Consider the following 17,698-nt stretch of genomic DNA (forward strand, 5'->3'; position numbering starts at 1 on the left):
GACGGACCGCTGCTCCATTCCCCCCACCACCCCTAAGGACGATCGTGCGCCGAACCGCCACAGCCGCCGCGCTGCTCCTGGTGCCCGCGTTGCTGCTGACTGCGTGCAGCAGCGGCTCCAAGTCGAAGTCCGCGGACGCGACGACGCCCAAGGCCACGGCCTCCGCTGCGGCCTCCGCCTCCGCCTCGGCGGTCCCGGTGCCGGCAGTGGTGGACACGACCGCCGGGCTGCCGACGGTCGGCGGGACCTTCGGCAAGGACATCACGCTGAAGCTGCCGAGCGGCAAGCCGACCGACAAGTTCGTGGTGCACACGGTCACCCAGGGCACCGGTGCCACGGTGAGCACCAGCAACTTCGCCATCTTCAACTTCACGGTCGAGGACTGGACCACCGGCAAGACCCTGAACACGGCCTACTCCAAGACCGGTGCTCCGGCGGTGCGCAAGCCCACCGACACGATGATCCCGGCGCTGGACAAGGCCGTGGTGGGCCACAAGGTCGGCAGCCGGGTCGTGGTGGTCGCCCCGCCCGGTGCGGCCTCCGCGCAGATGTCCTCCTCCGAGCCGACCGGGGTCTCCGCCAAGGACACCCTGGTGTTCGTGATCGACATCAACCAGGTGGTCGGCGCCAAGGACGACGTGACCGGCACCCAGGTGGCCTCCCCGGCCGGGATGCCGACGGTGGACGCGACCGCGGGCAAGGCCGCGACCTTCACCATCCCGGACGCGGCCAAGAAGCCGTCCAAGCTGGAGACCGGGGTGCTGATCAAGGGCACCGGCGCCAAGGTGCTGAGCGGTCAGACCATCATCGTCCAGTACACCGGGGCGACGCTGGCGGACGGCAAGGTGTTCGACTCGTCCTGGAAGGACAGCGGCGCCATGGCGACGATCATCGGCCAGCAGCAGGTCATCAGCGGCTGGGACCAGGGTCTGGTGGGCCAGACGGTCGGCAGTCGGGTGCTGCTGTCCATCCCGTCCACGCTGGCCTACGGAGCCTCCCCGCCGGCCAACAGCGGAATCGCCGCCAACGCCGACATGGTGTTCGTCGTGGACATCCTGGCCGCCGCGTAGCGCGCCGCCGCGTAACGTACATCCTGAGCCGGGGGGACGACCCCCGGACCGCAACGAGGAGAAGCAACCTTGAGCATCGAGAAGCCGGAGATCGACTTCCCGGGCGGCGAGCCGCCGGCCGAGCTGCAGATCAGGGACATCTGGGTGGGCGACGGCGAGGAGGCCAAGCCCGGCCACAACGTCAGCGTCCACTACGTGGGCGTGTCCTTCAGCACCGGTGAGGAGTTCGACGCCAGCTGGAACCGCGGCTCCGCGTTCAAGTTCCCGCTGGGCGGCGGCCGGGTCATCAAGGGCTGGGACCAGGGCGTCGTGGGCATGAAGGTCGGCGGCCGGCGCGAGCTGGTCATTCCGGCGCACCTTGCCTACGGCAACCAGAGCCCGACCCCCGCGATCAAGCCGGGCGAGACCCTGATCTTCGTCGTGGACCTGCTGGGCGTCTGAGCCCCTCGGCGCGGCCCCGCTCTACCACAGTCGTGGTGGGGCGGGGCCGCGCTTTTGTGGTCGGGCCCGGTACCGGTACGGTCGTGTGCGCCGGGCATATCTGATGTCCGAGCCCAGGGAAGGGTGTGCGATGCCCATCGCCAAGTCCGAGCGTCTGATGAACCTCGCGCTGTGCCTGATGAACACCAAACGGCCGCTGAGCAAGCGTGAGCTGCGGGACTCCATCGAGGCGTACCGGGAGGCCGCGGACAGCGCCAGCGAGGACTCCTTCAACCGGATGTTCGAGCGGGACAAGGACGACCTGCGCGAGCTGGGCCTGGTCATCGACGTGGACGAGAACGCCCTCGACGGTGAGCTGGGGTATCTCGCCCGGCGCGACCGCAACCGGCTGCCGGAGATCGCCCTGGACGCGGAGGAGGCGGCCGCGCTGAGCCTGGCCGCCGGGGTCTGGACCCAGGCGCGGTTGGCGGGGGCGGCCAGCGGCGCGCTGCACAAGCTGCGCGCCGGGGGCGCGCTGGCCGAGAGCGACGGCGCAGAGGCGCATTCGGCGCTGGAGCCGCGGATCCCGGCCCGGGAGGCCGCCTTCGAACCGCTGCTGGCTGCGGCCCGGGACCGCCGTCCGGTCTCCTTCGCCTACCGCAAGTCCGGGGCGGCCCAGCCCGAGCAGCGCAGCGTCGAGCCCTGGGCGCTGGAGTGCTGGCACGGCCACTGGTACCTGGCCGGCTGGGACCGGGACCGCAAGGACGTCCGGGTGTTCCGGCTGAGCCGGATCACCGGGCGGGTCAAGGCGCGTCATGACGCCTTCCGGGCCGAGGTCCCCGACCACGTCGACGTCCGCCAGCACGTCGCCAGGTTCGCGGGGGAGGGGGCGACCGCCACTGCCCGGATCCGGCTGCGCCGCGGCGCGGCCTTCCCGCTGCGCACCAAGGCCCTGAACGCCGAGCCGGTCGATGCCGACTGGGACGAGCTGGAGATCCCGTTCGGGCACGGCCTGGCCGCCGACCTCACCGAGTTCGGCGCGGACGTGGTCGTGGTCGGCCCGGCCGAACTGCGCTCCGACGTCATCGCCCGCCTGCGCGCGGTGGCCGGCTCCACCGGCGCCGCGGGCATCGAAGCCGCAGTCGCCGTCGCCACCACTGGAGGGTCCGCGCAGTGAGCAACGCCATCGACCAGACCCGTCGGATGCTGTCCCTGGTCACCTACCTCCGCGAGCGCCCCGGTGCCCGGGTCGGCGAGGTGGCCCGGGCCTTCGGCATCACCGAGCGTGAGCTCGTGGGCGACCTCAATGTGCTGCCGATGTGCGGGACCAGCTTCCGCGGCGGCGACCTGCTGGACATCGACACCGACGGCGAGCGGATCTGGTGGCACAACGCCGACGACGTCGCCCAGCCGCTGCGGCTGTCCTCGGACGAGGCCATCTCGCTGCTGGTGGCGGCCCGCGCGGTGGCCGGCCTGCCCGGGCTGCGCGAGCGCGACCGGGCCGCGCTGACCCGCGCGGTGGCCAAGCTGGAGGCCGCGGCGGGGGACGCGGCCGAGGGCAGCGCCCGGGTCGGGGTGACCTTCGAGGCCGAGGGCAGCGTCTTCGCCGACGCCGACCGGGCCATCACCGAGCGTCGCCGGCTGTGGCTGCGCTACTACTCCTCGGGCCGCGGCGAGATGACCGAGCGCGAGGTCGACCCGATCCGCCTGGTCACCGAGGGCCACACCTATCTGGAGGGCTGGTGCCGGCTGTCCGAGGACCGGCGGATGTTCCGGCTGGACCGGATCGCCGACATCAAGGTCCTGGACGTGCCCTCCGACCCGCCGCCGCTGGAGCTGCGCGACCTCTCCGAGGGGCTGGTCCGTCCGGCCGAGGACGATCCGCAGGTGGTCCTGGAGGTGGGCCCGGGCGGCCGCTGGGTCACCGAGTACTACACATACGAAAACGCGATGGAACTTCCCGACGGCGGGCTGAGGATCACCCTGCGCACCCCGGACCCCGCCGGCCTGCTGCGGTTGGCGCTGCGGCTGGGCGCGGACGGCAGGATCACCGAGCCGCCGGACCTGGCCGAGCGGGCCCGCTCCACCGCCGCCGACGCCCTGGCGCGCTACGCCGACACCGGAGCAGCGGGGTGACCGCGGCGGTCAGCCGGTTCCGGGCCTACTGCCCGGAGTGCCGCAGCACGGTCGAGCTGGGCCCGGACGCCTTCCGGCTCTCGCTGGGCCGCACCAGCGAGCGCACCTACTACTCCTTCACCTGTCCGAGCTGTGAGGCGCCGGTGCGCAAACGGGCCGGTGAGCGCATCGTCGAGGCGCTGACCGGCGCCGGAGTGCCGGCCCTGCGACTCCACGTGGTCCGCTGACCGGCCGGCCGCACCGCCGTCCCCGCCCCAGGCCCTAGGATGCAGAGCATGCCCTGGATGATCGTCGCCGCCGTCGGCCTGTGCACCGCAGGACTCCTGGTCCTGGGCTGGTGCGCGCTGCTGGTGCACCGGCAGGTGCAGCTGCTGGCGCGCGAGCTGGACGCGGGGGCGCGCAGGATCGCGGGTGCGGCGGCCGGTCTGGAGCGGGCCGCCGAGCCGGTCGCCCGCCGGGCCGGGGACCTGGTGCCGCACGCGTAGTTCCCGATCCGTACGCTTCCGTTCATACTGTGATCGACCGCGCCGCGTAGGATAAGCACGAGGTCGCCAGACCTCAACTTATGCTCCGGCTCTGGACCTCCCCACAGGTCCACTGCGTATTATCGGCGCAGAGACCACGACGAAGAGGGATTCCCATGCTCGAGAACCGCGGACTTGAAATCATCATCCTGGCGGTCGTCGTGCTGCTGCTCTTCGGAGCCAAGCGGCTGCCCGACTCCGCCCGCGCCCTTGGCAAGTCGCTGCGCATCCTCAAGTCCGAGGTGGGTGCCATGAAGTCGGACGACAAGACCGCCGAGGCGGCCAAGGCCACCACCGCCGAGTCGGTCGTCGTGCCCAAGACCATCCAGGCCGCCCCGGGCGAGGCCGCGACCGCCCGTCCGGTCGCCGACACCGTGCCCGCGCCGGAGCCCACCCCCGCCTCCAAGGCCTGAGCTCGGCCGCACCCCTCTCCATCCACCCATCTCGCAGGGACTGAAGCCGCACGGTGAGCGACACCCAGGGGATTACACGCCGCACCGGCGGACGCCAGAAGCGGCCGAGGGACGACGAAGGCCGGATGCCGCTCACGGACCACCTCCGTGAGCTGCGCAACCGCCTCGCGATCGCGCTGCTGGCGCTGTTCGTGGGTGTCGTGCTGGGATTCGTCGTGCACAACTGGGTCTACAGCCAGCTGACCCACGGCATCTGCAACATCAATACGCTGCACGGCGTCGGGCAGCCGACCAAGGGCTGCCCCAACGGGGTGCTGGTGGCCGACGGCCCGCTGGCGGGTCTGTCGCTCAGCTTCGACATCTCGCTGATGCTCGGCGTGATCCTCTCCAGCCCGGTGTGGTCCTACCAGCTGTGGGCCTTCATCGCCCCCGGCCTGTACAAGAAGGAACGCAAGTACGGGCTCAGCTTCGTCGCGACCGCCGTGCCGCTGTTCCTGGCCGGCGCCTGGATCGCCTGGTGGGTCTTCCCCAAGGCCATGAAGATCCTGCTCAGCCTGGTGCCCGGCGGCATGTCGCAGATGATCCAGGGCGAAGCGTTCCTCACCTTCCTGATCCGGATGATCCTGGTCTTCGGGCTCTCCTTCGAGATCCCGCTGCTGCTGGTCGGCCTGAACTTCGCCGGCATCCTCAGCGCGGCCAAGCTGCGCAGCTGGTGGCGCGGCATCGTCTTCGGCATCTTCGTGTTCTCCGCCGTGGCCACGCCGACCGGTGACCCGCTGACCATGATGGTGCTGGGCGTCCCGATCTGCGTGCTGTTCGTCCTCGCGCTCGCCGTCACCACGCTGCACGACCGGGCCAGGGCGCGCCGCAAGGCGGTCGAGGACCCGGACAGCCTGCTGGACGACAACGTGGCCTCCTCCCTGGACCTGACCCCCTCGGACGTCCGCGCCGAAACGGTCTCCGCCGAGGAGTTCGCGCACGCCGAGCCGATGGTCTACCACCCGGACGAGGAAGAGGCCTCCGTGCCGGCCGCGCGGGGCGAGCGGATGGACGACATCACCTGATCCGGCAGGCCTGATCCGGCTCGAATAAATGGCTGGGTCAAGTGTCAGTTCCTCCGGGTAGCCTCTGGGGGAGATGCAGATCGATGACCACGGTTCGACAGACCAACGCTCAGGCGCCGCAGACGCAGGCACCGCCCATCGCGCTCCCGTGCGCCCGACCCGGGAGGAAGGTGCCGCGATGACCTCCGCCGCTCCTGATGACCACGCAGTGGACGAGTTCGGCCCCTCGGACGAGCTCAGCCCCTCCGAGCGCTACGCCGCCTCCCGGCGCCTGGCCAAGGAGCAGGCCACCGCCCTGTTCGCGTTCCGCGCCCTGTACGACTTCCCGCTGGACGGCTTCCAGATCGAGGCCTGCGAGGCGCTGGAGGCCGGCTCCGGGGTGCTGGTCGCGGCCCCGACCGGGTCCGGGAAGACCATCGTCGGCGAGTTCGCGGTGCACCTGGCGCTGGCCGAGGGCCGCAAGTGCTTCTACACCACGCCGATCAAGGCGCTGTCCAACCAGAAGTACGCGGACCTGGTCAAGCGCTACGGCCCGGACAAGGTCGGCCTGCTCACCGGCGACAACACGGTCAACAGCGAGGCCCCGGTGGTGGTGATGACCACCGAGGTGCTGCGCAACATGCTCTACGCCGGCTCGCAGACCCTGAACGGCCTCGGCTACGTGGTCATGGACGAGGTGCACTACCTGGCCGACCGCTTCCGCGGTGCGGTCTGGGAGGAGGTGATCATCCACCTCCCCGAGTCGGTCACCCTGGTCTCGCTGTCGGCGACGGTCTCCAACGCCGAGGAGTTCGGCGACTGGCTGGACACCGTCCGCGGCGGCACCAAGGTCATCGTCTCCGAGCACCGCCCGGTCCCGCTGTGGCAGCACGTGCTGGCCGGCAACCGGATGTACGACCTGTTCACCACCCGGGTCGCCGAGGAGCGCGCCTCGGGCCGCAAGCGCGACGGCGGCGGCAACCGGGGCGGCGAGGCCGACGTCAACCCGGAGCTGGTCCGGCTGGCCCGGGCCGAGCAGGACCGCCGCTACGGCGGCAAGGACCGCTTCGACAAGCGCGGCCGGGGCCGCAGCATGTCCAACGGCCGTCCGGGCCGGGCCTGGACGCCCAGCCGGGTCGAGGTCATCGACCGGCTGGACTCCGAGGGCCTGCTGCCCGCGATCACCTTCATCTTCAGCCGGGCCGGCTGCGAGGCCGCGGTGCAGCAGTGCCTGCACTCCGGGCTGCGGCTGAACAACGACGCCGAGCGGGCCGAGGTGCGCGCCCTGGTCGAGGCCAGGACCGCCAGCATCCCCAGTGAGGACCTGCACGTCCTCGGCTACTACGAGTGGGTGGACGCGCTGGAGCGCGGGGTCGCCGCGCACCACGCCGGCATGCTGCCGACCTTCAAGGAGGTCGTCGAGGAGCTGTTCCTGCGCGGCCTGGTGAAGGCCGTCTTCGCGACCGAGACGCTGGCGCTGGGCATCAACATGCCGGCCCGCTCGGTGGTGATGGAGAAGCTGGTCAAGTGGAACGGCGAGACCCACGCCGACGTCACCCCCGGCGAGTACACCCAGCTCACCGGGCGCGCCGGGCGGCGCGGCATCGACATCGAGGGCCACGCGGTGGTGCTGTGGCAGCCCAACCTGGACCCCGCCGCGCTGGCCGGGCTGGCCGGGACCCGCACCTATCCGCTGCGCTCCTCCTTCAAGCCGTCCTACAACATGGCGGTCAACCTGGTCTCCCAGTTCGGCCGGCACAAGTCCCGCGAGCTGCTGGAGACCTCCTTCGCGCAGTTCCAGGCGGACCGCTCGGTGGTCGGCATCGCCCGCCAGGTGCAGCGCAACGAGGAGGGCCTGGAGGGCTACCGCGAGGCGGTCAACTGCCACCTGGGGGACTTCGAGGAGTACTCCGGGCTGCGCCGCGCGCTCAAGGACCGGGAGAACGCACTGGCCCGCGAGGGCGCCAACCAGCGCCGGGCCAGCGCCGCCGACTCGCTGGAGAAGCTGAAGCCGGGCGACGTGATCCACGTCCCCACCGGCCGCTTCGCCGGGCTGGCCCTGGTGCTGGACCCCGGCATCCCGCCGGTCAGCAGCAGGCACGGGCACCGGCACGAGCACAGCGAGGGCCCGCGCCCGGTGGTGCTCACCGCCGAGCGCCAGGTCAAGCGGCTGGCGATGATCGACTTTCCGGTGCCGGTGGAGGCCATCGAGCGGGTCAGGATCCCGCGCAGCTTCAACCCGCGCAGCCCGCAGTCCCGGCGCGACCTGGCCTCGGCGCTGCGCACCAAGGCCGGCCACATCGAGCCGGCCCGGGTCCGCAGGGGCCGGGCCGCCGCCGCGGACGACCCGGAGATCGCCCGGCTGCGGACCGCGCTGCGGCAGCACCCCTGCCACGGCTGCGACGAGCGCGAGGATCACGCCCGCTGGGCCGAGCGCTACGAGCGGCTCAAGCGCGACACCATGCAGCTGGAACGCCGGATGCAGTCCCGCACCCACACCATCGCCCGCACCTTCGACCGGGTCTGCGCGCTGCTGACCGACCTCGGCTACCTGCGCGGCGACACGGTCACCGAGGACGGCCGGCGGCTGGCCCGGCTCTACGGCGAGCTGGACCTGCTGGCCTCGGAGTGCCTGCGCGAGGAGGTCTGGGAGGGGCTGACCCCGGCCGAACTGGCGGCCTGCGCCTCGGCGCTGGTGTACGAGTCGCGGCGCGGCGACGACGAGGGCAGCGCCCCCAAGCTCCCGGACGGCGGGGCCCGGGAGGCACTGGGCGAGATGGTGCGGCTCTGGGGCCACCTGGACGCCCTTGAGGAGCAGCACAAGCTCGCCGCCGAGGACAACGTGGGCCAGCGCGAACCCGACCTGGGCTTCGCCTGGACGGCGTTCCGCTGGGCCTCGGGCCATCCGCTGGACGCGGTGCTGCGCGAGGCGGACATGCCGGCCGGCGACTTCGTCCGCTGGACCCGACAGCTGATCGACGTGCTGGGCCAGATCGCCAACGCCGCCCCGGAGGGCGGCACGGTGCGCGCCACCGCGCGCAAGGCGGTGGACGGCATCCGGCGCGGGATCATCGCCTACTCCTCGGTGGGCTGAGCCCCCGACGCCGGTACCGCCGAATCCAGGCCTGTATCCAGGCCTGGATTCGGCGGTAACCAGTTCTTCACGCCCCGGACTCCGCCCGGAAAACCGATGCCCCGACAGTCTTCGCAACAGCACGGCTCGTGATTCTCCGTCAGGAGGGCTCAGATGCCTGCACATTCCGCACCGGCGCTGCCGGTGTCCGCACTGCCGGGGCCGTTCCCGCTCGATCCTGCCGCGATGGCCCTGGTCCTGATCGACATGCAGCGCGACTTCCTCGAACCGGGGGGCTTCGGCGAGTCCCTGGGCAATGACGTCGGCATGCTGCGGCGCACCATCGACCCGCTGCGGGCGGTGCTCGCCGCGACCCGGGCCCTCGGGCTCCCGGTGCTGCACACCAGGGAGGGGCATCTGCCCGACCTGTCCGACTGCCCGCCGAGCAAGCTCAACCGCGGTGCGCCGACCCGGCGCATCGGCGACCCCGGCCCCAACGGCCGCATCCTGGTGCGCGGCGAGTACGGCCACGACATCATCGACGAACTCGCCCCGGTGGACGGGGAGCCGGTGATCGACAAACCGGGGAAGGGCGCCTTCTACGGCACCGACTTCGGCGAGGTCCTGGCCGCCGCGGGCATCACCCAGCTCGTGGTCACCGGGGTGACCACCGAGGTCTGCGTGCACACCACGGTGCGCGAGGCCAACGACCGGGGCTTCGACTGCCTGGTCCTCTCGGACTGCGTCGGCTCCTACTTCCCCGAGTTCCAGCAGGCCGGGCTGGCCATGATCTCCGCCCAGGGCGGCATCTTCGGCTGGACCGCCTCCTCCGCGGACTACCTGGCCGCGCTGGCCCCGCTCGGCGGCGCCGCCGCGGTCAGCCCGGTCGCGATCAGCCCGGCCGCAGCCGCCCGCTGACCGTCCGTCACCCCACGTCCTGCACGGCACCTCTCACCCCACGGAGTCTGCCATGTCCACACTGACCCCTGCCCCGGCGTCCGCGTCGGCAGCCGATCCACCGCCGGCCCTGCGCTGGTGGGTGCCCGGCGACACCAACGCCTTCTTCGGACTGGGCTTCAACGTCCTGGTCAATGTGCTGGTCCTGACCGGCCTGGTCATCGGCGTCGTCAACATCCCCAGCCACAGCGTCTACCACACCATCCTGCCGGCCCTGGGCGTGGAACTGCTGATCGGCAACGTCTACTACACCTACCTGGCGCGCCGGCTGGCCCGCCGGGAGAACCGCACCGACGTGGCGGCGATGCCCTACGGCCCCTCGGTGCCGCACATGTTCATCGTCACCTTCGTGATCATGCTGCCCACCTACCTCGCCACCAAGGACCCGATCCGGGCCTGGGAGGCCGGGCTGGCCTGGGCGTTCGTGATCGGCGTGATCGTCGTCATCGGGGCGTTCGTCGGCCCCTACATCCGCCGCTGGACGCCGCGGGCCGCGCTGCTCGGCACGTTGGCGGGCATCTCGGTCGCCTTCATCTCCATGCGCCCGGCCGGGCAGATGTGGGAGCAGGCCTGGATCGCGCTGCCGGTGCTGATGATCATCCTGATCGGGTTCTTCACCAATCTGCGGCTGCCCGGCAACATGCCGGTCGGACTCGCCGCGCTGCTGGTGGGCACCGCGATCGGCTGGGCCGGCGGCTTCATGCACACCGCCGACGTGTCGCTGGCGGCCAAGGACATCGCCGTCGGCCTGCCGACCTTCCAGTTCCACCTGCTGTTCACCGGCATCAGCCACATCGGGCCGCTGCTGTCCACGGCCATCCCGCTGGGCATCTACAACTTCACCGAGGGCATGACCAACGTGGAGAGCGCCTCGGTCGCCGGGGACAACTACAACCTCCGCTCGGTGCTGCTCGCGGACGGCACCGGCGCCATCGTCGGCGCGGCGCTGGGCTCGCCCTTCCCGCCGGCCGTCTACATCGGCCACCCGGGCTGGAAGGCGGCCGGCGGCCGTACCAGCTACTCGATGGCCAGCGGCATCGTGATCGCGGTGCTCTGCTTCACCGGGATGTTCGGGCTGCTGGGCGCGGTGCTGCCGCTGCCGGCGATCGTGCCGATCCTGCTCTACATCGGCCTGCTGATCGGCGCCCAGGCGTTCCAGGCGGTGCCCAGGGCGCACGCGGCGGCGGTGATGATCGCGATCATCCCCAATGTCGCCTCCTGGGCGCAGGGGCAGATGGCCGACGTGCTGTCGGCGGTCGGCTACCAGAGCGTCGACTTCTCGGCCCACGGGGTGCTGGTCCCGCCGACCGCCACCACGCCCGGCTCGGTCCCGGAGAGCGCGCTGGTCAACTCGGGCGTCATCTACAAGGGCCTGATGGTGCTGGGGGACGGCGCGGTGCTGGCCGGGCTGATCCTGGGCGCCATCGTGGTGTTCCTGATCGACCGGGAGTTCGACAAGGCCGCGATCTACTGCGCGGCAGGGGCCGTGCTGTCCTTCGTCGGGCTGATCCACGGGGCGAAGGTCGGCTGGAACGTCGACGGCCAGGTCGCCCTGGGGTACCTGTTCGCCGCGGTGGTGTGCCTGCTGTTCCACTTCCGCAAGGTGCCGCCGAGGGAACCGGGGCCCGACGAGGCGCTGCTCGCCGAGGAGGGATCCATGACGGCCGGACCCGAGCCCGCGGCGGTCGAGCCGGAGCCCGCGGTGTGAGGGTGCGGCCAGGGGGAGGGGGAGACGGCCGGCGGTCCGCCGCCGGCCGTCACCCCGTCAGTTCCCGGACCGCGGCGGCCAGTTCGCCGGGCTGCTCCAGATGCACCGCGTGGCCGCAGCCGGGCAGCACCCGGAACGGGATCCCGGCTGCGGACCGCAGCGCCTGGGCGGCTCGGTGGCGCGGCGGCGGGGACAGCTCGCCGACCGTGGTGGTCACCAGGGCGGACAACCGCAGCGGAGCGGCGGGTGGTTCGAAGGCCCGGAACATGGCGAAGTCGCGGCGGACCGCGTCCGGATCGGCCGGCGCCATCGACACGTCCCAGGCCGGCCCGTACAGCGCCGAGCCGAACCCGGCCACTCCGTGCGCCGCGTACTCCTCGGCGACCCGGGCCAGCAGGCCGGGGACCAGCGAGCCCACCGCGGGCTCGTGCAGCAGTGCCCCCGCCACCGGTACCCCGGCGGCCAGCAGGGCCAGGCCCAGGGTCGCGCCCCCGCTGACACCCACCACCACCGCGCCGGCGGCGGCGTCGGCGAGGGCGTCCACCTCGGTCCGCAGATCCCCGCTGCAGGCCCGGGTCGGGGCCTGCACCTCGAAGGCCGGACTGCCGTTCTCCAGCAGTTTCCTGACAGTGGACCAGACCCCGGCGGTGGTGGCGGCACCATGGACGAGGAGGATGCGTCGGGACGGCATGCCGGTCAGCCTAGAGCGGGCCGCGGGTGCGGCGGGGCCCGGCGATGCCGCCGTAACAGCGGGGGAACGAACGCGACACAGCAACTCCGGAGGATGGCCGAATGGACCTTGCCGTCAGCGAACCCGAGACGCCCAGCGAGGCCGCCTACCGGCAGTTGCGCGACCGGCTGCTCGCCGGCGGCTTCCCGCTCACCCGCAGACTCGGCGAGGAGCGCCTGGCCGCCATGGTCGGCGTCTCCCGCACCCCGGTGCGGCACGCGCTGATCCGGCTGCACGGCGAGGGGCTGGTCAGCCGGCACCAGGACGGCGGCTACCGCCCGGCGATCCCCGATCCCGAGGACATCACCTGCCTCTACGAGGCCCGCCGGGCCCTGGAGATCGGCGCGATCTGGGCCCCCACCGAAGCCGGCCGCCGGCACGACCGGGCCGCGCTCGGCGAGTTGCGCGAGCACTGGGAGAACCTGCGCAGTGAGCAGCCCCCGGCGGACGCCGGCTTCGTCGCCGTCGACGAGGACTTCCACGTCCGGCTGGCCGCTGCGGCCGGCAACGAGGTCATGGTGGACCTGCTGCGCTCGGTCAACGCCCGGATCCGGGTGATCCGGATCCACGACTTCCTCAGCGACGACCGGATCGAACAGACCATCAGCGAGCACCTGGACATCCTGCGCGCGGTCGCGGCCGACGACCCCTCCACCGCGGAGCGGGTCTTCCGGGCGCACCTGGCCAAGTCCAAGGAGGTCGCCGAGGAACGGGCGCTGCGGGCCATCGCCCGGATGGCGAGGCTCGACTGAAGCCGGCAGGACCTACCCGAGAGGTGCACCCCGGATGACCAGCACCAGCACCACCACGAGCACCACCACCAGCGGCACCAGTACGCGCAGCTTCGGCACGGTCGCCGCCGAGCCCTACCCGTGGCCCTACGACGGGGTGCTGCGCCCCGCCACCACCGCGCTGCTGTGCATCGACTGGCAGACCGACTTCTGCGGCCCCGGCGGCTACGTCGACGCCATGGGCTACGACCTGTCGCTCACCCGCGCCCCGCTCGCCCCCACCGCCAAGGTGCTGGCGGCGGCCCGGGCCGAGGGCTTCACCGTCGTGCACACCCGCGAGGGCCACCGGGCCGACCTCGCCGACTGCCCGCCGAACAAGCTGTGGCGGTCCCGCCGGATCGGCGCCGGGATCGGCGACAGCGGCCCGTGCGGCCGGATCCTGGTGCGCGGCGAGCCGGGTTGGGAGATCGTGCCCGAGGCCGCGCCGCTGCCGGGGGAGCTGATCGTCGACAAGCCCGGCAAGGGCTCCTTCTACGCCACCGACCTGGACCTGCTGCTGCGCACCCGGGGGATCACCCATCTGATCCTCACCGGCATCACCACCGACGTCTGCGTGCACACCACCATGCGCGACGCCAACGACCGCGGCTACGAGTGCCTGCTGCTGACCGACTGCACCGGCGCGACCGACCCGGCCAACCACGAGGCCGCGCTGCGGATGGTGACCATGCAGGGCGGGGTCTTCGGAGCCATCGCCTCCTCCGCGGCGCTGCTGGAGGCACTCGGCGCGACCTGAGCCGACCGTGGTGTCGAGGCCCGCTCCGGAGGATCTCCGGGGCGGGTCTTGTGCTGTCCGCTATCGCGATATAACGTGTTGACGAAAGCAATACCTCGCTACGTATACTCGGTCACGAGTAGTCGTGAACGAGTAGGAATGGCAGCGGACGGTCGGGAGAGCGCCATGGCGAAGCGGAAGATGACCAACCCGCTGGCCCTGGCCGTCCTGGCGACCGTCCGCGAGCAGCCGCGCCATCCGTACGAGATCGCGCAGGTGCTGCGCTCCCGTGGCAAGGAGCACAGCATCAAGATCAACTACGGTTCGCTCTACACCGTGGTGCAGAGCCTGGAACGGCACGGCTTCATCGAGGCGTCCGGCACCGAGCGCGACGGCCGCAGGCCCGAGCGCACCCTGTACCGGATCACCGAGGCCGGCAGCGCCGAGCTGCTGGACTGGCTGGCCGAGCTGGTCACCGACCCGGTCAAGGAGTACCCGCGCTTCGAGTCGGCGCTGTCGCTGATCGGCGTCTTCGCGCCGGACCCGGCGATGGAGCTGCTGCAGCGGCGGGTGGCCGAGCAGGACGCCCGGATCGCGGACCAGCGCGAGGAGTTGGCGGCGGTGCGGGCCTCGGGCGTGCCCAGGATCTTCCTGGTCGAGTCCGAGTACAGCCTGGCCATGCGGGTCGCCGAGAACGAGTGGACCAGGCAGCTGCTCAAGGAGATGGCCGACGGCTCGCTGGAGGGGATGGACGGCTGGCGCCAGTACCACGCCACCGGCGAGGCCCCGCAGGAGTGGCTGGAGCTGGAGGCCGAGCACACCCGGGAGTGACACCAGCAACAGGCAGCAACAGGCAGCAACAGGCACAGAAGGGCCCCGACCGGTGCAGCAACACCGGACGGGGCCGGGAACCTCGGTACCGGCCTGCGAACAGGACTCGGACGCTACGAGGAACACACATTCCCCATCGTAGCCCGCGTCCCCGTCGTGGATCGGTACCCGAACGATCAAACGACCGAAGGGACCACCACCATGACCAGCCCCAACGGCGGCGCGGTGCGGACGGCGGCAACCGTCCCGCACCCCGGCGCCGGTCCGGCAGCGGCGCGACCGCTCGCCATCGAGGCCGTCGACCTCGTCAAGACCTACCAGGTGAAGGGCGGCTCCGAACCGGTCCGGGCCCTGGACGGACTCAGCATCGGCGTCGAGCCCGGCATCGTCTTCGGCCTGCTCGGCCCGAACGGCGCCGGCAAGTCCACCACCGTCAAGATCCTCACCACCCTCGCGGCCGCCGACAGCGGACGCGCCACGGTGGCCGGCCGGGACATCGCCGCCGACCCCGCGCTGGTGCGCCGCGCCATCGGCGTGGTCGCCCAGCGCTCCGGGGCCGACCCGGTCGCCACCGGCCGGGAGAACCTGCTGCTGCAGGGCCGCCTCTACGGGATGCGCGGTGCCGAGCTGGGCCGCCGCGCCGACGAGCTGCTGGACCGATTCGACCTGACCGACGCCGCCAAACGCCAGGTCAAGACCTACTCCGGCGGCATGCAGCGGCGCCTGGACGTGGCCCTGGGCCTGGTCCACCGCCCCGAGGTGCTGTTCCTGGACGAGCCCACCACCGGGCTCGACCCCGAGGCGCGCACCGCCATGTGGGAGGAGATCGGCCGCCTGGCCGGGGACGACGGCCTGACCATCCTGCTCACCACCCACTACCTGGAGGAGGCCGACCGACTGGCGGCCCGGCTGGCCATCGTGGACCGCGGCCGGATCGTCACCGAGGGCACCCCCGACGACCTCAAGGGCGAACTCCACGGCGACGCCGTCCACGCCGAACTGGTGGCGGCCCCGGCCGACGACGCACTCGCCGTCTACGAGGCGCTCGGCCGGGTGCCCGGCATCCGCGAGATCACCGTGGACGGACGGCGGGTCAGCGCCCGTGCCGACGACGGCGCCGCGGCCGTGCCCGCGGTGCTGGCCGCGCTCGACCAGGCGGGCAGTCCGGTGGCCGCGGTCACCGTGGCGCGCCCGTCCCTGGACGACGTCTACCTCCGCTACGCCGGACGCAGCTTCGCCGACGCCGAAGGAGGCTCGCGATGAGCAGCACCACCCTCCCCGCCCCGGCCCCGGCCGGCGCCTGTGCCGCGACCGGCGGCTCCCGGCTGGTCGAAGGCGCCGCGCAGACCTGGTACATGACGCAGCGCCAGTTCATGGCCTTCGCCCGGCAGCCTGCCTACCTGGTGATCACCCTGATCCAGCCGGTGATCTGGCTGTTCCTGTTCGGGGCGCTGTTCCGGAAGGTGGTCGAACTGCCCGGCTTCGGCAGCGGCAGCTACCTCGACTACCTGGTCCCCGGGGTGATCGTGATGAGCGCGGTCTCGGCCAACATGTGGGCCGGGATGGGCACCCTGGAGGAGATCGAGCGGGGCACCCTGAACCGCTTCCTGATCACCCCGGTCCACCGCAGCGCGCTGATGAACGCCAATGTGGTGGCGCAGTCGGTCACCACCGCGATCCAGTCGCTGATCATCATCCTGCTCGGCTGGATCGGCGGCGCCGACTACCCCGGCGGGGTGCTCGGCCTGCTGATCCTGGTCCTGGTCTCCTCGGCGCTGGGCACGATCTTCGGCGCCTTCTCCAACGCCCTGGGCATGCTGGTGCGCCAGCGTGAGTCGATCATCGGCATCAACACCTTTCTGCTGCTGCCGCTGACCTTCCTCTCCTCGGCCTTCATGCCCCCGGCGCTGATGCCGCACTGGATGCAGGTGGTGGCCAGGTTCAATCCGGTCAACTGGGCCCTGGAGACCGGCCGTGCCGCGATGTCGGCGCACCCGCACTGGTGGTCGGTGCTCAGCCACGGCGGCTGGACGCTGCTGCTGGCGGCCTTCGCGGTCTGGCTGTCGCTGCGGACCTTCCGCTCCTACCAGAAGTCCGTCTGACCCGGCGTCACTGCGGCGTCATCCCGGCGTCACTCCGGCGGCTGGTCGCGGTACTCCGCGGCCAGCCGCTTCGGCGCCCGGTCCAGCCAGGCCTCGACGATCAGCTCGCGCAGCTCGGCCGTCCCGATCCGGTCCAGCAGCACCAGGACCGCCGGGAAGCCGTCGAAGTGCGGGATGGTGAAGTAGACCTTCGGATCCCCGCTGATCAGCGCCTGCCGGACGCCGAGGTCCGGCACCCGCGCGGCGACGATCGGGCCCTGCGGCGCCCTGTCGCCCAGCGCCTCGACGTCCGTCCGCCGCAGCGGACGGTCCCAGACGAAGTTCCGGTCCTTGACCCGCCACTGGGCGTTCCCCCGCGAGACCACCTCGCTCGTCCCCGGCAGCGCCAGCGCGATCCGCCGCACATCGTCCCAGGTCGCCATGGATACCGTCCGTTCCCCTCGATCCGCTCGATCCGTCCGCGGTCAGGCCGCCGGGCCGTCCGGGTCCTCCAGCCGGAAGCCGACCTTCAGACCGACCTGGAACTGGCTGACGGCTCCGTCGACGATGCTGCCGCGCACCTGGGTCACCTCGAACCAGTCCAGGCCGCGCAGGGTCTGCGAGGCCCGGCCGACCGCGTTGCGCACGGCGGCGTCGACGCTCTCGGAGGAGGTCCCGACGATCTCGGTGACCCGGTAGGTGTGGTCGGTCATGGCGCACTCCGTTCTGGACGGGAACTGCTGCGGCGTCTGCCCGTCCACCCTGCCGCACCGCCCGGCTCCCCGCACCACGAACGGCTCCCCGGCCCGGCTACTTCGGCCAGCCGGGGGCGGAGCCGGGAGAGGCCGCCAGGGCGACCAGGTAGGCGCGGCAGCGCGGGCGGGCCTGCGCCAGCGCATAGGCCTGGGCGGCGGGCAGACCCTGGTGCTGCGCGGTGCTGCGGGCCGCCGGGAGCAGGGACTGGACGATGTTGTTCTCGCCTCCGGAGAGGCCCATCTCCTGGTAGTCCAGACCCATGTCGCTGCCGGGTGTGAGCAGGTAGCGCACCCAGTAGGCGACCGAATCCGCGCACTCCTCGACCGGATCGACCCCGGTCGCCGTCGCCGTCGCGGTGGGGGACGGAGCGGTGGAGCGGGGCTGCGCCGCGCAGCCGGAGCAGAGCAGCAGCGCGATCGCGATGAGGGAGATCCGGCGCGGGCCCATGGT

At 72.0% G+C, this 17,698-nt stretch carries 20 protein-coding genes; 16 read left to right on the top strand and 4 right to left on the bottom strand.

Annotated features, from left to right (window positions below; all coding sequences use genetic code 11):
* Positions 1–44: 44 nt before the first annotated feature.
* From IF29_RS0128730 to IF29_RS0128780, 11 genes are all read left to right on the top strand, one after another.
* Complete coding sequence (locus tag IF29_RS0128730; protein WP_030260913.1) at positions 45–1,070, top strand: FKBP-type peptidyl-prolyl cis-trans isomerase; 1,026 nt, start codon at positions 45–47, stop codon at positions 1,068–1,070.
* Positions 1,071–1,139: 69 nt separating this feature from the next.
* Positions 1,140–1,511: an FKBP-type peptidyl-prolyl cis-trans isomerase gene (locus IF29_RS0128735; RefSeq protein ID WP_030260915.1), complete on the top strand. Its 372-nt coding sequence runs from the start codon at positions 1,140–1,142 to the stop codon at positions 1,509–1,511.
* 130 nt (positions 1,512–1,641) lie between these two features.
* The gene (locus IF29_RS0128740) at positions 1,642–2,667 is read left to right on the top strand and encodes a helix-turn-helix transcriptional regulator (protein WP_051726144.1); all 1,026 of its coding nucleotides are present in this window, start codon (positions 1,642–1,644) and stop codon (positions 2,665–2,667) included.
* 26 nt (positions 2,668–2,693) lie between these two features.
* Positions 2,694–3,626: a helix-turn-helix transcriptional regulator gene (locus tag IF29_RS0128745; protein ID WP_030260918.1), complete on the top strand. Its 933-nt coding sequence runs from the start codon at positions 2,694–2,696 to the stop codon at positions 3,624–3,626.
* Positions 3,623–3,853 carry a hypothetical protein gene (locus IF29_RS0128750; RefSeq protein WP_030260921.1) on the top strand — a complete coding sequence of 77 codons (231 nt, stop codon included), beginning with the start codon at positions 3,623–3,625 and terminating at the stop codon, positions 3,851–3,853. The genes IF29_RS0128745 and IF29_RS0128750 overlap by 4 nt, the downstream gene beginning before the upstream one ends.
* 48 nt (positions 3,854–3,901) lie before the next feature.
* On the top strand, positions 3,902–4,111 hold the full coding sequence (locus IF29_RS0128755) for a hypothetical protein (RefSeq protein ID WP_232242609.1): 210 nt from the start codon (positions 3,902–3,904) through the stop codon (positions 4,109–4,111).
* Between the two features lie 155 nt (positions 4,112–4,266).
* Entirely contained in the window at positions 4,267–4,563 is a 297-nt protein-coding gene (gene tatA, locus IF29_RS0128760; protein WP_030260926.1) for a Sec-independent protein translocase subunit TatA, read from the top strand.
* A gap of 53 nt (positions 4,564–4,616) precedes the next feature.
* Complete coding sequence (gene tatC, locus IF29_RS0128765; RefSeq protein WP_157623968.1) at positions 4,617–5,627, top strand: twin-arginine translocase subunit TatC; 1,011 nt, start codon at positions 4,617–4,619, stop codon at positions 5,625–5,627.
* Between the two features lie 178 nt (positions 5,628–5,805).
* Positions 5,806–8,700, top strand: a complete 2,895-nt coding sequence (locus tag IF29_RS0128770) for a DEAD/DEAH box helicase (RefSeq protein WP_051726146.1) — start codon at positions 5,806–5,808, stop codon at positions 8,698–8,700.
* 153 nt (positions 8,701–8,853) lie between these two features.
* A complete protein-coding gene (locus IF29_RS0128775; protein ID WP_030260934.1) occupies positions 8,854–9,597 on the top strand; it encodes a cysteine hydrolase family protein in 744 nt (247 codons plus the stop codon).
* 52 nt (positions 9,598–9,649) lie between these two features.
* Entirely contained in the window at positions 9,650–11,344 is a 1,695-nt protein-coding gene (locus IF29_RS0128780; RefSeq protein ID WP_030260937.1) for a hypothetical protein, read from the top strand.
* A 49-nt stretch (positions 11,345–11,393) separates the two neighbouring features.
* Here the strand turns inward: IF29_RS0128780 and IF29_RS0128785 are convergent, their stop codons facing one another.
* Positions 11,394–12,035 carry an alpha/beta fold hydrolase gene (locus IF29_RS0128785; protein ID WP_030260939.1) on the bottom strand — a complete coding sequence of 214 codons (642 nt, stop codon included), beginning with the start codon at positions 12,033–12,035 and terminating at the stop codon, positions 11,394–11,396.
* 101 nt (positions 12,036–12,136) lie between these two features.
* Between IF29_RS0128785 and IF29_RS0128790 the strand changes: the two genes are divergently transcribed.
* From IF29_RS0128790 to IF29_RS0128810, 5 genes are all read left to right on the top strand, one after another.
* A complete protein-coding gene (locus IF29_RS0128790) occupies positions 12,137–12,826 on the top strand; it encodes a GntR family transcriptional regulator (protein WP_030260941.1) in 690 nt (229 codons plus the stop codon).
* A 34-nt stretch (positions 12,827–12,860) separates the two neighbouring features.
* Positions 12,861–13,601, top strand: coding sequence for a biuret amidohydrolase (gene biuH / locus IF29_RS0128795; RefSeq protein ID WP_030260943.1), 741 nt, complete (start codon positions 12,861–12,863; stop codon positions 13,599–13,601).
* A gap of 165 nt (positions 13,602–13,766) precedes the next feature.
* On the top strand, positions 13,767–14,411 hold the full coding sequence (locus tag IF29_RS0128800) for a PadR family transcriptional regulator (RefSeq protein ID WP_030260946.1): 645 nt from the start codon (positions 13,767–13,769) through the stop codon (positions 14,409–14,411).
* A 201-nt stretch (positions 14,412–14,612) separates the two neighbouring features.
* Positions 14,613–15,674: an ATP-binding cassette domain-containing protein gene (locus tag IF29_RS0128805; RefSeq protein WP_084715136.1), complete on the top strand. Its 1,062-nt coding sequence runs from the start codon at positions 14,613–14,615 to the stop codon at positions 15,672–15,674.
* Between the two features lie 92 nt (positions 15,675–15,766).
* Entirely contained in the window at positions 15,767–16,513 is a 747-nt protein-coding gene (locus IF29_RS0128810; RefSeq protein ID WP_030260952.1) for an ABC transporter permease, read from the top strand.
* Between the two features lie 29 nt (positions 16,514–16,542).
* Here the strand turns inward: IF29_RS0128810 and IF29_RS0128815 are convergent, their stop codons facing one another.
* From IF29_RS0128815 to IF29_RS0128825, 3 genes are all read right to left on the bottom strand, one after another.
* Entirely contained in the window at positions 16,543–16,935 is a 393-nt protein-coding gene (locus IF29_RS0128815) for an MmcQ/YjbR family DNA-binding protein (protein WP_030260954.1), read from the bottom strand.
* 42 nt (positions 16,936–16,977) lie between these two features.
* Positions 16,978–17,205 carry a dodecin gene (locus tag IF29_RS0128820; protein ID WP_030260956.1) on the bottom strand — a complete coding sequence of 76 codons (228 nt, stop codon included), beginning with the start codon at positions 17,203–17,205 and terminating at the stop codon, positions 16,978–16,980.
* Between the two features lie 97 nt (positions 17,206–17,302).
* On the bottom strand, positions 17,303–17,695 hold the full coding sequence (locus tag IF29_RS0128825; protein WP_030260958.1) for a hypothetical protein: 393 nt from the start codon (positions 17,693–17,695) through the stop codon (positions 17,303–17,305).
* Positions 17,696–17,698: the final 3 nt, after the last annotated feature.

Origin of the sequence: Streptacidiphilus jeojiense (assembly GCF_000719095.1) — a bacterium.
GTDB lineage: Bacteria > Actinomycetota > Actinomycetes > Streptomycetales > Streptomycetaceae > Streptacidiphilus > Streptacidiphilus jeojiensis.

Coding starts and splice junctions, on each gene's coding strand:
- IF29_RS0128825 (WP_030260958.1), bottom strand. CDS start 17,695: ATGGGCCCGCGCCGGATCTCCCTCATCGCGATCGCGCTGCTGCTCTGC.
- IF29_RS0128775 (WP_030260934.1), top strand. CDS start 8,854: ATGCCTGCACATTCCGCACCGGCGCTGCCGGTGTCCGCACTGCCGGGG.
- IF29_RS0128820 (WP_030260956.1), bottom strand. CDS start 17,205: ATGACCGACCACACCTACCGGGTCACCGAGATCGTCGGGACCTCCTCC.
- IF29_RS0128785 (WP_030260939.1), bottom strand. CDS start 12,035: ATGCCGTCCCGACGCATCCTCCTCGTCCATGGTGCCGCCACCACCGCC.
- IF29_RS0128745 (WP_030260918.1), top strand. CDS start 2,694: ATGCTGTCCCTGGTCACCTACCTCCGCGAGCGCCCCGGTGCCCGGGTC.
- IF29_RS0128790 (WP_030260941.1), top strand. CDS start 12,137: ATGGACCTTGCCGTCAGCGAACCCGAGACGCCCAGCGAGGCCGCCTAC.
- IF29_RS0128770 (WP_051726146.1), top strand. CDS start 5,806: ATGACCTCCGCCGCTCCTGATGACCACGCAGTGGACGAGTTCGGCCCC.
- IF29_RS0128810 (WP_030260952.1), top strand. CDS start 15,767: ATGACGCAGCGCCAGTTCATGGCCTTCGCCCGGCAGCCTGCCTACCTG.
- IF29_RS0128805 (WP_084715136.1), top strand. CDS start 14,613: ATGACCAGCCCCAACGGCGGCGCGGTGCGGACGGCGGCAACCGTCCCG.
- IF29_RS0128755 (WP_232242609.1), top strand. CDS start 3,902: ATGCCCTGGATGATCGTCGCCGCCGTCGGCCTGTGCACCGCAGGACTC.
- IF29_RS0128740 (WP_051726144.1), top strand. CDS start 1,642: ATGCCCATCGCCAAGTCCGAGCGTCTGATGAACCTCGCGCTGTGCCTG.
- IF29_RS0128815 (WP_030260954.1), bottom strand. CDS start 16,935: ATGGCGACCTGGGACGATGTGCGGCGGATCGCGCTGGCGCTGCCGGGG.
- biuH (WP_030260943.1), top strand. CDS start 12,861: ATGACCAGCACCAGCACCACCACGAGCACCACCACCAGCGGCACCAGT.
- IF29_RS0128800 (WP_030260946.1), top strand. CDS start 13,767: ATGGCGAAGCGGAAGATGACCAACCCGCTGGCCCTGGCCGTCCTGGCG.
- IF29_RS0128780 (WP_030260937.1), top strand. CDS start 9,650: ATGTCCACACTGACCCCTGCCCCGGCGTCCGCGTCGGCAGCCGATCCA.
- tatA (WP_030260926.1), top strand. CDS start 4,267: ATGCTCGAGAACCGCGGACTTGAAATCATCATCCTGGCGGTCGTCGTG.